Annotated in this window: 11 protein-coding genes and 1 pseudogene; 6 read left to right on the top strand and 6 right to left on the bottom strand. The window is 54.4% G+C overall.

Annotated elements, in window-relative coordinates; translation table 11 throughout:
• The 6 genes from ACI43T_RS04295 to ACI43T_RS04270 all read left to right on the top strand — a co-directional run bounded on the left by ACI43T_RS04295 (position 1) and on the right by ACI43T_RS04270 (position 7859).
• Positions 1–783 carry a formyltransferase family protein gene (locus tag ACI43T_RS04295; RefSeq protein WP_405385671.1) on the top strand — a complete coding sequence of 261 codons (783 nt, stop codon included), beginning with the start codon at positions 1–3 and terminating at the stop codon, positions 781–783.
• Positions 776–1951 (top strand): DegT/DnrJ/EryC1/StrS family aminotransferase, encoded by a 1176-nt coding sequence (locus ACI43T_RS04290; protein ID WP_405385635.1) that lies wholly within the window; start codon positions 776–778, stop codon positions 1949–1951. Before ACI43T_RS04295 ends, ACI43T_RS04290 begins: the two co-directional genes overlap by 8 nt.
• A gap of 87 nt (positions 1952–2038) precedes the next feature.
• Positions 2039–3940, top strand: a complete 1902-nt coding sequence (locus tag ACI43T_RS04285) for a polysaccharide biosynthesis protein (protein ID WP_293276166.1) — start codon at positions 2039–2041, stop codon at positions 3938–3940.
• 58 nt (positions 3941–3998) lie between these two features.
• Entirely contained in the window at positions 3999–5132 is a 1134-nt protein-coding gene (locus ACI43T_RS04280) for a polysaccharide export protein (RefSeq protein WP_009174628.1), read from the top strand.
• Positions 5133–5178: 46 nt separating this feature from the next.
• The gene (locus ACI43T_RS04275; protein ID WP_039851217.1) at positions 5179–5619 is read left to right on the top strand and encodes a low molecular weight protein-tyrosine-phosphatase; all 441 of its coding nucleotides are present in this window, start codon (positions 5179–5181) and stop codon (positions 5617–5619) included.
• 59 nt (positions 5620–5678) lie between these two features.
• Entirely contained in the window at positions 5679–7859 is a 2181-nt protein-coding gene (locus ACI43T_RS04270; protein WP_405385634.1) for a polysaccharide biosynthesis tyrosine autokinase, read from the top strand.
• A gap of 191 nt (positions 7860–8050) precedes the next feature.
• Here ACI43T_RS04270 and ACI43T_RS04265 read toward each other — a convergent pair whose 3' ends face one another.
• From ACI43T_RS04265 to ACI43T_RS04240, 6 genes and pseudogenes are all read right to left on the bottom strand, one after another.
• A complete protein-coding gene (locus ACI43T_RS04265; protein WP_405385633.1) occupies positions 8051–9433 on the bottom strand; it encodes a TolC family protein in 1383 nt (460 codons plus the stop codon).
• A gap of 198 nt (positions 9434–9631) precedes the next feature.
• Positions 9632–9937, bottom strand: a complete 306-nt coding sequence (locus ACI43T_RS04260; protein WP_405385632.1) for a helix-hairpin-helix domain-containing protein — start codon at positions 9935–9937, stop codon at positions 9632–9634.
• A 216-nt stretch (positions 9938–10153) separates the two neighbouring features.
• Positions 10154–10579: a DUF1877 family protein gene (locus tag ACI43T_RS04255; protein WP_405385670.1), complete on the bottom strand. Its 426-nt coding sequence runs from the start codon at positions 10577–10579 to the stop codon at positions 10154–10156.
• A 21-nt stretch (positions 10580–10600) separates the two neighbouring features.
• Positions 10601–10837: pseudogene (locus ACI43T_RS04250) on the bottom strand (hypothetical protein); the annotation flags it as partial.
• Between the two features lie 94 nt (positions 10838–10931).
• Complete coding sequence (locus ACI43T_RS04245) at positions 10932–12869, bottom strand: MacB family efflux pump subunit (RefSeq protein WP_405385631.1); 1938 nt, start codon at positions 12867–12869, stop codon at positions 10932–10934.
• Positions 12870–13017: 148 nt separating this feature from the next.
• On the bottom strand, positions 13018–14202 hold the full coding sequence (locus ACI43T_RS04240) for an efflux RND transporter periplasmic adaptor subunit (RefSeq protein WP_009174636.1): 1185 nt from the start codon (positions 14200–14202) through the stop codon (positions 13018–13020).
• Positions 14203–14348: the final 146 nt, after the last annotated feature.

Below are 14348 nucleotides of genomic sequence, written 5' to 3'. Positions count from 1 at the left end.
ATTACCAAGATTTTATTTATGGGACGCAAGCAGATTTCTGCCGGCATGCTCGAATTTCTGTCGACGCAGCCGGACATCGAAATCGTCGGCGTACTGACCGACAGCCACCTGCAAGGCTCGCCGACGACCGCCGCCGCCAAAGAATTGGGCTTGCCGCTCTACACTTTCGATACCGCCTTGGAAGCAATGAAGGAAGACCGTCTGAAATACGATTTGGGCTTGTCCGTACTCTACTGGCGCAAACTGCGCGACGAATTCCTGACCGTTCCGCGCTTGGGTACGATCAACTTCCACCCTGCCCTGTTGCCCGAATACAAAGGCACGGGCGGCTACAACCTCGCCATCATGGACGAATTGTCCGAATGGGGCAGCACCGCACACTACGTCGATGCCTCCATCGACACCGGCGAAATCATCGAAGTGGACCGCTTCCCCATTGATTCTTCTGTCGAAACCGCCCAATCGCTCGAACGCAAAACCATGCAGGCATTGGAGCCGTTTGCACAACGCATTATCGCCCGCGCCGTCGAAGCGCAAGCCAAACTACCAACTACGCCCAACATCGGCGGCCGCTACGTCAGCCGCGACGAAATGGAAGCCATGAAGCAAATCCATGACGGCGACGATGTTGAGAAAAAAATCCGCGCCTTCTGGTTCCCGCCTTACGACGGTGCATACGTCGAAATCGACGGTCAAAAATACACCTTGATCAACCGCCAACTGCTGGAAGAAGTCGCCCCCAAAGACTCCACCAGCCTTTTCGCAGGAAAAGCCAATGCTTAACACATCCCTCTCCCCGTGGCCGAGCTTCACTCAAGAAGAAGCCGACGCCGTTTCCAAAGTCCTGCTGTCCAACAAAGTCAACTATTGGACGGGCACCGAATGCCGCGAATTTGAAAAGGAATTCGCCGCCTTCGCCGGCACGCAATACGCCGTCGCCCTTTCCAACGGCACGCTGGCACTCGATGTCGCGCTTAAAGCGATGGGCATCGGCGCAGGCGACGACGTCATCGTTACCTCGCGCACCTTCCTCGCCTCCGCTTCCTGCATCGTTACCGCCGGCGCAAACCCCGTGTTTGCCGATGTGGATTTGAACAGCCAAAACATCAGCGCGGAAACCATCAAAGCCGTGCTGACGCCGAATACCAAAGCTATTATCGTTGTTCACCTTGCCGGTATGCCCGCCGAAATGGACGGCATCATGGACTTGGCAAAAGAACATGATTTGTGGGTTATCGAAGACTGCGCCCAAGCACACGGCGCGAAATACAAAGGCAAATCCGTCGGCAGCATCGGACACGTCGGCGCATGGTCGTTCTGCCAAGACAAAATCATGACCACCGGCGGCGAAGGCGGCATGGTGACCACCAACGACAAAGAGCTGTGGAGCAAAATGTGGTCGTACAAAGACCACGGCAAAAGCTATGACGCCGTGTACCACCGCGAACACGCCCCCGGCTTCCGCTGGCTGCACGAAAGTTTCGGCACCAACTGGCGCATGATGGAAATGCAGGCGGTCATCGGCCGCATCCAGCTCAAACGTATGCCCGAATGGACAGCACGCCGCCAAGCGCACGCCGCCAAGCTGGCAGAAAGCTTGGGCAAGTTCGCCAGCATCCGCTTGATTGAAGTCGCCGACTACATCGAACACGCGCAATACAAGTTCTACGCCTTCGTCAAACCCGAGCACCTCAAAGACGGCTGGACACGCGACCGCATCGTCAGCGAACTGAACGCGCGCAAAGTCCCCTGCTATCAGGGAAGCTGCTCCGAAGTCTATTTGGAAAAAGCCTTCGACAACACGCCGTGGCGGCCGAAAGAGCGGCTGAAAAACGCCGTCCAACTGGGCGACACCAGCCTGATGTTCTTGGTGCACCCGACGCTGACCGACGACGAAATCGCGTTCTGCAAAGAACACATCGAAGCTGTGTTGGCCCAAGCCACGGCCTGAACCGCCCTTTCAGACGGCCTCATCCCCTCCGAGGCCGTCTGAAAACGGCAGGCGCACCTCCGGTAAACCTTGTTTGAAAAAACCAAAATGAATCTGGATACCCTTTTATCTTTACCGCGCAATGTCAAAAAAACGTTTTTCGTTATCCACGACATCGTGATGATATTTGTCGCGTTTTGGTTTGCACAAAGCCTCAAGGCCAACTATTCCAACGAATGGTCGCACCTCTCCAACTGGTTGGCTTTCGCCTCCACCGCAGGGCTGACCATCTCCCTGTTTGTACGTCTGGGGCTTTACCGTGCGGTAACGCGCTACGTCAGCACCCGCGTCCTTTATACCGCCGTGTTGGGCAGCGCGGTATCGGCCGTCGCATTCTTCATCAGCGTACTGATTTTCGAACAGCGGCTGCGACTGGCCCTGCCCGTCGTCTACTTCCTGCTGCTGGTCGTTTTGGTAACCAGCTCGCGGATTATCCTGCGCTCGGTTTTGTCCGACCACAACAAAAGGCCGATGGCGCCGGTTATCATCTACGGCGCGGGCCAGTCGGGCAGGCAGCTTCTGGAAGCCATCAAACAGGTCAACGAATACAACGCGGTGGCCTTTGTGGACGACAATCCGGCCATCCAACGTTCGGTCATCTACGACATCGCCGTATACAGGCCGTCTGAAATCGCCGATTTAATCAGCCGCTACGGCGTGGAAAAAATCCTGCTCGCCATTCCCAGCGCGACAATGGAAGAACGCAAGGCCATTATCGAAAACCTGAAACAGTACAACTGCGAAGTGCTGACCATCCCCGGCATGAAAGACTTGGTGGACGGGAAAATCAAAGTCAGTTCGCTGAAAAAAATCTCCGTCGTCGACCTGCTCGGCCGCGACCCCGTCGCCCCCCGCCCTGAACTGATGGGCGCGGACATCACCGGCAAAGTCGTGATGGTAACGGGTGCGGGCGGTTCCATCGGTTCCGAACTGTGCCGCCAGATTCTAAAATGCCGCCCCGCCAAGCTGCTGCTGTTCGAATTGTCGGAATTTTCGCTGTACAGCATTGACAAAGAGTTGCGCGAACGGCTGGCCGAAGAAGGCAGCAGCATCGAAGTCCTGCCATTTTTGGGTTCGGTGCAAAACAAAGAGCGGCTGCTCTCTGTCATGAAGGCGTTTGCCGTCGAGACCGTCTACCACGCCGCCGCCTACAAACATGTGCCTATGGTCGAGTTCAACACCGTCGAAGGCATCCGCAACAACGTCTTCGGCACCCTGCTCTGCGCGCAGGCCGCCGTCGAAGCAGGCGTCAGCACCTTCGTGCTCATCTCCACCGACAAAGCCGTGCGCCCGACCAACACCATGGGCGCCAGCAAACGCATGGCGGAACTGTGCCTGCAAGCCCTTGCCGCCGAACCCGGCCAACAGACCCGCTTCTGCATGGTGCGTTTTGGCAATGTTTTAGGCTCCTCCGGCTCCGTTGTTCCCGTGTTTGAAAAACAAATCGCAGCCGGCGGCCCCATCACCCTGACCCACCAAGACATCACCCGCTACTTCATGACCATCCCCGAAGCCGCCCAACTCGTCATTCAAGCGGGCGCGATGGGCAAAGGCGGCGACGTGTTCGTACTCGATATGGGCGAATCGGTGAAAATCATCGACCTTGCCAAACAAATGATCAATCTGAGCGGACTGCGGCTGAAGGACGAAAACCACCCGGACGGCGACATCGAAATCAAAATTACCGGCCTGCGTCCGGGTGAAAAACTTTATGAAGAATTGTTAATCGGCGACGAAGTGCAAAAAACCACTCATCCCCGTATTATGACCGCCAGCGAAGTAATGCTGCCTTGGGATAAGTTGCATGACATACTATCGCGCATGGAATCGGCCTGCCGGAAAATGAACCAAACCGAATTGAGAGCACTCCTATTGGAAGCCCCGGCAGGCTTCAACCCTAAAGACGAAATCTGCGATCTGGTTTGGCAGCAGAACAAAAAGGCCGTCTGAAACCTTTTTCAGACGGCATCCAAGACCTATTAAAGATTCACGAAGGATAAACGCAATTATGCAAAAGCCCAGCTTAATCTGCCTGTCGTTACTGACCCTGCTAACGGCCTGTAATTCCACCACCGTCATTCCCGGCTCGACGCTGAAAACCAGAAACAAAACCGTCGTATACACCGGCAACGAAACCGCAGCCGATACCGACATCAGTAAACATGTAGCGATATACCCGATTACCCCGGGCCTGATTGCCCGCATGAAAGAACCGCCCGTTACCGCACAAAAAAACGACGCACTGGCGCGTGAAAAAGCCAATTACGTTTACCGCATCGGCAGCGGCGACGTATTGAACGTCGTCGTCTGGAACCACAACAACCTGAACTCCCCCACCCAACAAAACAACCCGCAGACCAACCAAGTCAGCAAAGGCGTATGGGTGGACGAACGAGGCAACATCACCTACCCACTGGCCGGACAGATCCAGGCCAAAGGCAAAACGATAGAAGAATTGCAAAACATCCTGGCAGGCCGTCTGAAACGCTACCTGAAAAACCCGCAGGTCGCCATCAACGTAACCGAGTTCCGCTCGCAACGCATCTCCGTCGCGGGCGCGGTTACCCAAGCCGGACAACAGCCGATTACCAACGTGCCGCTGACCATCCTTGACGCCGTCAACCAGGCAGGCGGAGCAACCGCCGAAGCCGACACCCAAAACATCAAATGGACGCACAACGGTGTCGACCGCACCATTTCCCTGCAAAAACTCATCCAATACGGCGACCTCACCCAAAACCACATGCTCAGCCACGGCGACATCGTGTATGTACCGAGCAACAGCAACAGCAAAATTTTCGTGATGGGCGAAGTCGGCCGTCAGGCGGCCTTGCCCTTGGGCAGCCACGGCCTGACGCTGACCCGCGCGCTGGGTGAAGTGGGCGGCATGAACCAATCCATCGCCGACGCGACCGGCGTATTCGTCATCCGCAAAGCGTTCGACGACGTACAGAAACCGATTCACGTCTACCAGCTCAACCTGAGGGACGCCACCGCCTATGCGATGGGCAACGAATTCAACCTGCGCGCCAACGACGTCGTCTATGTTACGGCCGCACCGGTTGCCCGCTGGAACAGAGTGGTATCCCAGCTTACCAACTCGATTACCAACGTAAACTCATTGGACAACACTTTCCACTAAAGGCGGGCTGACACACCGATTCAATATGTTTTTAGTTAAAGGTCTCATGTTTCAAAACATTTTAGTTGTATGCCTAGGCAATATCTGCCGCTCGCCCACCGCGGAGCGGCTGCTTCAGAAAAAACTGCCCCGACACCAAATCAGTTCGGCGGGACTTAAAGCACTCACCGGCAACGACGCGGACTTTCAGGCCATTAAAACAGCACTGAAACACGGCGTCATCGTCGCCGGACACACCGCGCGCCAGTTGACGGCGGAAATGTGCGAAAGAGCCGATCTGATTCTGGTGATGGAACCCGAACAAATCGACATGGTGGCCGACATCCACCCACCGGCCCGCAGCAAGACCATCCTGTTCGCACAATGGCTGCCGAAAAAAACCGTGCCCGACCCGTTCAACCAAAGCAGCGAAATGTTTGAGGCCGTCTATCTGCAACTGGAAGAAGCAGCGCAAGCATGGGCGAGAAAACTGAACGCCAGCGCCTGAGGCCGTCTGAAACCGCGGAATACCGTTAAACCAACCAGTTTTACAGAAAGTTTTACACCATGAACAAACAAGCTACGCCGCCGTCTCCAGAATATTACAGCGACGAGATAGACTTCGGTCGGCAGATACGCAGCCTGTTGGCGCATAAATACAAAATCGCACTGGCGGCATTGGCGGGCGGTATCGCCGGAGCCGTTTTCAGCCTCGCATCCACGCCCGTTTACCGTGCCGACGCCATGTTGGAAATCGAAACGCGGCAAAACCAGATTCTGACCGAAATCAACAACATCTTTTCCAATGAGTCGCAGCCTTCCGAAGCGGAACTGGAACTCGTGCAGTCGCGCATGGTTTTAGGCAAAACGGTGGACGACCTGCAACTCGACCAACTCGTCGAACCGAAATATTTTCCCGTATTCGGCGGCCTGATACACAACCTGAGCGGCGACATCGATCCCGAACTCAAAATCGCCGATTTCGAGGTCAGCGAAGACTGGATTAACCTGCCGTTCGAACTGACGGTTAAAAACAGCAAATCCTACGTCCTGACGCTGCCCGACAAACGCACGGTTGAAGGCTTTACCGGAAAGCCGTTGAAAATCAACAATAAAACCGTATTAAAGGTTGACCGTATCCTGGCCGATGCCGGCCAGAAGTTTACCCTGACCAAATTCTCCAAACTGTCGGCCATCGAAAACATCAAAAAACAACTGTCGGTCGTCAGCAAAGGCAAAACCAGTCCGATTATCAACCTGTCGTATACCGGCACGGACCCTAAAGAAACCAGCGTCATCCTCAATTCTATCGCCGACAATTATGTCGGCCAAAACCGCGAACGCGACGTACAGGTAGCCACCAGCGGCTTGGCATTCATCAGCGAAGAGCTGCCGCGCATGAAGGAAACCTTGCAAGAAGCCGAAAACAAACTGAACGCCTACCGCGAAAAATCGGGTTCGCTGGACATTCCGCTCGAATCCAAAGGCGCGCTGGAAAGCCTGACCAACATCGAAAGCCAGATTACCGCCCTGCGTACCGAAGAAGCCGGGCTGGTGGAAATGTACACGCCGGAACACCCGACCTATAAAGCCGTATTGGACAAACTCTCGGTACTGGAACGCGCCAAAAAGAAAATCGACCGCCAAATCGCCGAACTGCCCAACACCCAGCAGGAAGTCATCCGCTTGGCGCGCGATGTAACCACCAACCAAGCCACTTACGTCCAGTTGCTGAACAAACAGCAGGAACTGAACATCATGAAGGCCAGCGCGCAAGGCAACGTGCGTATCGTCGACCACGCCTTCGTGCCTGAACTGCCGGTCGCTCCGCGCAAAACCCTCATTACCCTGTTGAGTGCACTGGTTGCCGGCGCATTGGCTTCGGTATGGTGCCTGTTCCGCGAAAACACCCGTCAGGGCATCACTTCTTCCGACGAAATCGAGGCATTGGATCTGGAAGTGTCCGCACTGGTCCCCTATTCCAAAATCCAGCAGAAACGCGATACCCTGAAACGGACGCTCACTTCTTCAAACGGCCGCTCAAGCTACCTTTTGGCCAATGAAAACGCCACCGATACCGCCGTCGAAGCCATCCGCGCGCTGCGTACCAACATCTATTTTTCGATGCTGGATGCCAAAAACAACGTCCTGATGATTACCGGTGCCGCTCCCGAAGCCGGCAAATCCTTTATTTCCTCCAATTTGGCCACCGTTATGGCGCAATCGGGCAAGAAAGTCCTGCTGATTGACGCCGACATGCGCAAAGGCTATCTGGAACAACTGTTCAGCACCCATGTCGCCCCCGGCCTGTCGGAACTGCTGTCGGGCGAAGCATCCTCTGTCGAAGCGGTACAGCAGACCGACATCGAAAACCTGTTCTTCATCAGCCACGGCAACTATACGCAAAGCTCGTCCGAACTCCTGATGAACAAACGTTTGGGCGATTTAATCGAACAAGCCTCGAAGCGTTACGACTACGTTATTATCGACACACCGCCGGTATTGGCCGTTACCGATGCCGCCATCGTCGGCCAACATGTCGGCATGACGCTGATGGTTGCCCGCTACGGCTACACCACGGCGCAAGACTTGGACAACGCCGCCCGCCGTCTGGTCCAAAGCAACATCAACATCAAAGGTGTGATTCTGAACGGCATCAAACGCGATGCGTTCAACAGTTACAACTGCTATTCTTACGGCAGCTACACCGCCGGTTCCGATAAGAAAGCCGCAAAATCGAAAGGGTAAAACCTTCAGTTTGGTTATCGGTCATCAAAAAGGCCGTCTGAAACCCGATTTCAGACGGCCTTTTTTGGTTTTCCGCATCCTTTTTGCCCATTATCTCCCGCAAAAACACGAAGCCGACGGCAACGGACGAACAACCGGCGCAACGACAAAACATCAGGCCGTCTGAACATTTTTCAGACGGCCCCTTATCCTTATTTCGGCGTATAACGTCCCGCCATCGCTTTATACACCATGTTTTCGTATTTCAGCGTTTCGTACCGCTGGTTCAGCACGGTTTGGGCGGAGCCGTATTCCGTGTTCAGCGCTTCGAGCCAGTCTTTCAGCTCGTTTTTACCGTGTTGGTAGCGCACTTGGTAGTAGCGGCTGTTTTTTTTGTCCAAGGCGTAACGCTGCTCTTGGTTGTTGAGCGCGGCTTGGGCGTTTTGGTAGGCGAGGTAGTTGGTGTTGACTTCGTTCAGCGCGGTGGTCAGGGCTTTTTCAAAGTTGAGTTTGGCGCTGTCGAAATTGGCTTGGGCGGTTTTGTCTTTCCACTTCATGGTCTGCCAGTTGAGGAACGGCAGGTTGATGGTGGCGGAGCCGCCCAGCAGCGGGATATTGAATGCGCTTTTGGCTTTTTCAGACGACGTGCTCAAGCTCGCGCCCAATGTAATCGAGGGATACCAACTGCGTTTTTGCGCTTTGACGGATTGGAGCGAGGATTGCAGGCGGTATTCGGCGGCGCGCAGGTCGGGGCGGTTCGCCAACACGGTAATCGGCACGTCGAGGTTCACGCCTTTGACGGGCAGCAGTCGGTATTGCATGGGGTCGGCGGCGATGGCTTCGTTCGGTTTGAGGTTGAGCAGGTTGCGTAAAACCTGTTTTTGCGTGTCGAGGCTGTTTTTCAGGGAAATCAGGTTGTTTTGCGCGCTCAACAGCGATTGTTTCGCCTGCGTCGGCTGGCTGGAATCGGCTCTGCCGTAGCGGAACTTGGCATCGGCAATGCGGTTGATTTCCTGATATTGCTTGAGGGATTTCTGCGCCAATTCAATGGCTTCGTTGAGATAAGCGATGTTGAAATAGGCATCGGCGACATTGTTGATCAAAGTCAGGCGCGTGTTCGCCATATCCTGCTGTGTGGCTTGGTATTCCCAGACTTGCGCGTCGGCGGTGGCACTGAGTTTGCGCCACAAATCCAATTCGTAGCTCAAGCCGAGCTGGCTGCTGAAGGTGTTGCCGTGGCTGCCGGTTTTCAGGTTTTTGGATGTGGACGCACTCAACGAGCCGCTGAACGACGGCACCAAATCCGCCCCCAAAATATTCGCCTGATACAGGGCTTTATTGACGCTGATGGCCGCCTGTTTCAAATCGATATTGTTTTCCAAAGCCTGCGCCATCAGGGCGTTGAGCTGCGGGCTTTGGTAGATTTCCCACCAGTTGCCGTTCACGTCGTAGCGTTCGGCGGTTTCCGCCGCGCTCATCACCTGCCCTGTCGATTCGAGCGTGAGGTTTTTGTCGGTGCTGTGGACGGCGCACGCGCTTAAGGCAAGGGCGAGCGACAAGGATAAGGCCGTCTGAAAAAAAGGTTTTGTCTGCATGTTGTGTCTTTCAGTTTAAATTTTCAGACGGCATGGAGGGTTGGTTGGGATGTCGTCTGAACAATATTGGAAGTGCCATTTACCGTCATTCCCGCGCAGGCGGGAATCTAGAGGTTTGAAATTGCAGCATCCCCAAATATTCTTTAAATGCCAAGGTCTGGATTCCCGCCTGCGCGGGAATGACAGGCATGGGTATTTTTATTTGAATCCACTATGTTTATCGGCTAAAAACGCTTTTCGCTGTTCCGTAAAATGCCACCACGGCTTCGGTTCGTTCCCCTGCATAAAATCAACCAGCGACAGGAAAATATCGATCATGCAGGGATCGTGTCGGGTTGCGGTCAGGCTGCACAGGCGGTCGTACATTTCGTAAGCGTCCTGCTCCGCCAAATCCTGCGGCTGCGTGATGCCGAGCAAAGCCAAATCCTCCGCCACGGCTTTGCCGATATTGGGCAGGTCAGTCAGCGTGTTCAGCTTGCTTCGTTGTACTTTGTCGGGACTCATGTTTTACCCTTTGGTTTGAAGGCCGTCTGAAAATCTGCAATCGGATGGAGCAACTTGTTTTCGCGGGCGAAGCCCGCCCTACTTTCGCTGCCGTCATTCCCACGCAGGCGGTAATGACGGCAAAGCCATTGCTTATTTGAATTTATGTCGGATACAAGTATCCGACCTACTTTTTTCAGACGACCTCTGCCCATTCAAAAAGGTCGTCGTCTGAAATCATGAAATCCTGACTACGACGCCGCAATGCTGTTCGGCGGCGGCTTGGTAGAACGCGGCGAGTTCTTTAAACCGCTGCGCCAATTCCGCGCGGGTTTCGGCAAAGGCTTTTTCGTCGCCCCAAATATCGGGGTAGATTTGGTTGTTTTGAAAATCTGCTGCGGTTTTGCCGTCGAGCAGCGCGGCGAAGTCGGCTTGGTCCAGGGCTTGGGCTACGTCGACGGTTTCGGTATCGTCTAGCCAGCCGGTGTGTTCGCCCGCTTCTTCGTCCTGCCGCAGGATGTTGCCGATAATGGCTTTGCTCAGCGGGTTTGCCGCGTCGGCATCGTCCGAGCCTTTGCCGGTCAGGACAAAATGCAGCGCATCCCATAGTTTGCCTGCGCCGTATTCGGATACGGCTGCGGGGGTGTCGGAGGAAGTTTTGATTTGTTCGATGCCGCTTTGCGGGTAGGCGGCGTATTTTGCGTAAACGTCCATAGGTTTCCTTGTATTGAAGGCTTGAGATGCCTGTTTCGGGAGGGGTCGTCTGAAATATAGTGGATTAACTTTAAACCAGTACGGCGTTGCCTCGCCTTGCCGTACTATCTGTACTGTCTGTGGCTTCGTCGCCTTGTCCTGATTTAAAGTTAATCCACTATATGTTGCGGGTTCGGACGACGCTCGGGCTGTTTTCGCAATGTATTGTGTTAATCGTGGTCAGCATCACGTTGTGCATCAATGCTCGGCGGCCTACGCTGTTTTCAGACGGCCTCTCGCACTCAAACGCCGTCTGAAAACCTCAATCCTGTGCCAGCGCGTCAATCGGGTTCAGCCGTGAGGCGCGGTTGGCAGGCATAAAGCCGAACGCCACGCCGATGGCGGTGGAACAGACAACCGCACCGATAACGGACATGACGGAAATTTCCATCGGAAATTCGGTTACGAAATGGTTGAACACGAGGCTGATGGCCGTGGACAGTCCGACCCCGACCAAACCGCCGATAATACAGATTAAGACAGCTTCAATTAAGAATTGTTGCAAGATATTGTTGCGCCGCGCGCCGATGGCCATGCGCACGCCGATTTCTTTGGTACGCTCGGTAACCGACACCAGCATGATGTTCATCACGCCGATACCGCCGACCACCAATGAAATCAAGGCGATGGAAGAAATCAGCAGTTTCATGGTGCCGGTGGTGCTTTCGATTACCTGCTTGATGCTGTCGCTGTTGTTCATGAAGAAGTCTTCCGTGCCGTGCCGCGTTTTGAGCAGCTCGGTCAGCCCTTTTTCGGCGACTTGGGTGTTGGCGTCGTTTTTGATTTTGACGGTAATGGAATTGGTGTGGCTCTCGCCGGTGATTTGGTGCATTACGGTCGTATAGGGCGACCAGAGCATCAATACGTCCGAGTTGCCGAAGGAATTTTCTTCTTTTTGCATCACGCCGATGACGGTCAGCGGGCGTTTTTTGAAGAGGACGGTCTTGCCCAACGGATCGACATCCGTGCCGAACAGTTTGTCTTTGGTGTTTTGGTCGATCACGACGACCTGCGCGTCTTCTTTCACATCGGCCTCGTCAAACAGGCGGCCCGATTCCAGCTTCAGCCCGCGCACGTCGAAATATTGTTCGCCCACGCCGTAAAGCGAGGCGGACAGGTCGGTGTTGCGGTAGGTCAGCGTGCCGCTGGAGGTGGTCTGCGGGGTGGCGGAGGCGACGTAGCTTTGCTGGGCGATGACTTTGGCGTCGGCAATGGTCAGGGTTTTTATCCTGCCGCTGCGCCTGTCGCCGAAACCGCTTCCGGGGAAGATGCTGATGGTGTTCGTGCCCATCGCGCTGATGTCTTCGAGGATTTTTTTCTGGGAGCCGTTACCCAGTGCGACGACGGACACGACCGAGGCGATGCCGATGATGATGCCGAGCATGGTCAGAAGCGAACGCATTTTGTGCGCCATAATCGCCTGCACCGACATTTTGAAGGCTTCCATAAATTGGTCGTAGTAAAACAACCACGAGGTTTGTTCTTTGATGCGTTCTATGCCGCTTTCAGGGATTTCTGGATTTTTTGAAGTGTCGGAGATGATTTCGCCGTCGCGGATTTCGATGATGCGGTTGGCGATGGCGGCGATACCGGGGTCGTGCGTGACCATAATCACGGTATGCCCTTCTTTATGCAGCTTTTGGATGATTTCAATCACGTTTTTGCCGCTGGCGGTATCGAGCGCGCCGGTCGGTTCGTCGGCAAAAATGATTTCGCCGCCGTTCATCAGGGCGCGGGCGATGGAGACGCGCTGCTGCTGGCCGCCGGAAAGTTCGCTGGGCTTGTTGCCTTCTTTGCCTTCCAAACCCAAATCCTGCAACAGCTTCTCCGCGCGCGCGGAACGCTCTTTGCCGCCCATGCCCATATACACGGCAGGCAGGGAGACGTTGTCCCGCGCCGTCAGCGAACCCAAAAGGTTGTAGCGTTGGAAAATAAAGCCGAAGCGTTCGCGCCGCAATGCCGCCAGTTCGTCCGGCTCCATTTTGGCGGTTTCGATGCCGTCGATTTGATACGAACCCGAAGTAGCGGTATCCAGACAGCCGAGGATGTTCATCAGCGTGGATTTGCCCGAACCGGACTGCCCGATAATGGCGACGAAATCGCCCTTCTCTATCGACAGGCTGACATCTTTCAAGACATGAACGCGGTTCGCGCCGCTGCCGAAGTAGCGGTTGATGTTTTTACATTCGATTAAGCTCATAAGTGTTTCCGACCGATAATGATGTATGGAGTGGGAAGGCCGTCTGAAAACGAGGTTAACGAAATTTCCGCCAGGAAGCTGAATTTCTTACGAAGCTAAAACCAAGTTCCCATCAGGAAGTTGAGCTTTCAGACGGCCTTTTGCCTGTTTATCTCGGCGGGCCGCCGCCCTTCATCACGCGCTGGGCGGCTTCCGCCTGCTCCGCCGCGCTCATTTCCGACATCACTACCTTTTCGCCTTCTTTCAAACCGCTTTTGACTTCGGTGTTCATACTGTCTTTCAGGCCGACGGTGATTTCGCGTTCGACAGCTTTGCCGTCCGCGCCCAAAACGCTGACATACGATTTACCGTCGCGTTTTTTAATCGTCAGCGTCGGCACGAGCAAAACGTTTTTTACGCCGTTGATTTCAATCGTGTTCTGCGTCGTCATACCGATGGAAAGTTTGCCGTCGGGATTGGGCACCAACGCGCGGGCGTAGTAGTAAATCGCGTTGGAAGTCGTGTCCGTACTGGCGGTGTAGCTGCCCAACGACATCGTGGTCAGGCCCGGATCGACGCTGTCGAGTTTCGCCTTAATCGGCTCGTCCGGTTCGGACAGAATCGTAAACGAAATGTCCTGCCCCGCCTTCACCTTGGTGATGTCGCCCTCGGCAATCTGCATTTTGTTCAACATCGTATCCAGATTCGCCAGTTGGATAATCGTCGGCGTCGACTGCACCGCGTTCACGGTCTGGCCCTCTTCCACCGGAATCGCCACCACCGTACCGTCCATCGTCGCGGTAATGCGGGTATAGCCCAAATCGGATTCGGCGGTATTGATGGAGATTTTGGTTTGCTTGATGGAAGCCTTCAGCTCGGCAACATTCGCTTTGGCCGCGGCCAGCGCATCCTGCGCGCTTTCAAAATCCTCTTTGGAAGTCGCTTTTTCCTTCCATAAAGCCGCTTCGCGCTTATATTTCTTTTCCGCGCTGTTCAGGGCGATTTCGGCGGAAACCAATTTCGCCTGATATGTTTCCAGCTTGGATTTTTCAGTATTGAGCGTGTTCACTTGAGTGGTCGAATTGATTTCGGCAATCAAATCGCCCTTTTTGACCTGCTGTCCGAGTTTGACATACAGTTTCTTAATCTGACCCGAAGCCTGCGAACCAACCGTTACCAGATTCGACGGCGAGATTTCGCCCGTGGCAGATACGGTTTGGTGAATATTGCCACGCTTGACCGTTTCGGTAAGATACTTCACCTGTTCTTCGGGTTGAAAGAACGACCAAACCGCATAGACGGCAACAACCGCCGCGATGAGTATCGCCACCCACTTCATTATCTTTTTCACCATATTCCAATACCTGTATAAAAGCGGCTGCCGCCACGAAATATAGCGGTTCCGCGAAGCCCGTAAATATTTCTGCCAAACGGTAAAAACGCACGGATTTTACTGTAAATACACATCCCAGCCAAGCGCACGAAATAAAAAATACATTA

Origin of the sequence: Neisseria oralis (assembly GCF_045062685.1) — a bacterium.
Lineage (GTDB): Bacteria > Pseudomonadota > Gammaproteobacteria > Burkholderiales > Neisseriaceae > Neisseria > Neisseria oralis.
The sequence above is the reverse complement of the archived record's forward strand: the minus strand, read 5'-3'. Positions and strand labels throughout refer to the sequence as shown.

Bases quoted from the DNA above. Each gene is read 5' to 3' on its own strand.
- ACI43T_RS04290 (WP_405385635.1), top strand. From the start codon at position 776: ATGCTTAACACATCCCTCTCCCCGTGGCCGAGCTTCACTCAAGAAGAA.
- ACI43T_RS04285 (WP_293276166.1), top strand. From the start codon at position 2,039: ATGAATCTGGATACCCTTTTATCTTTACCGCGCAATGTCAAAAAAACG.
- ACI43T_RS04280 (WP_009174628.1), top strand. From the start codon at position 3,999: ATGCAAAAGCCCAGCTTAATCTGCCTGTCGTTACTGACCCTGCTAACG.
- ACI43T_RS04275 (WP_039851217.1), top strand. From the start codon at position 5,179: ATGTTTCAAAACATTTTAGTTGTATGCCTAGGCAATATCTGCCGCTCG.
- ACI43T_RS04270 (WP_405385634.1), top strand. From the start codon at position 5,679: ATGAACAAACAAGCTACGCCGCCGTCTCCAGAATATTACAGCGACGAG.
- ACI43T_RS04265 (WP_405385633.1), bottom strand. From the start codon at position 9,433: ATGCAGACAAAACCTTTTTTTCAGACGGCCTTATCCTTGTCGCTCGCC.
- ACI43T_RS04260 (WP_405385632.1), bottom strand. From the start codon at position 9,937: ATGAGTCCCGACAAAGTACAACGAAGCAAGCTGAACACGCTGACTGAC.
- ACI43T_RS04245 (WP_405385631.1), bottom strand. From the start codon at position 12,869: ATGAGCTTAATCGAATGTAAAAACATCAACCGCTACTTCGGCAGCGGC.
- ACI43T_RS04240 (WP_009174636.1), bottom strand. From the start codon at position 14,202: ATGGTGAAAAAGATAATGAAGTGGGTGGCGATACTCATCGCGGCGGTT.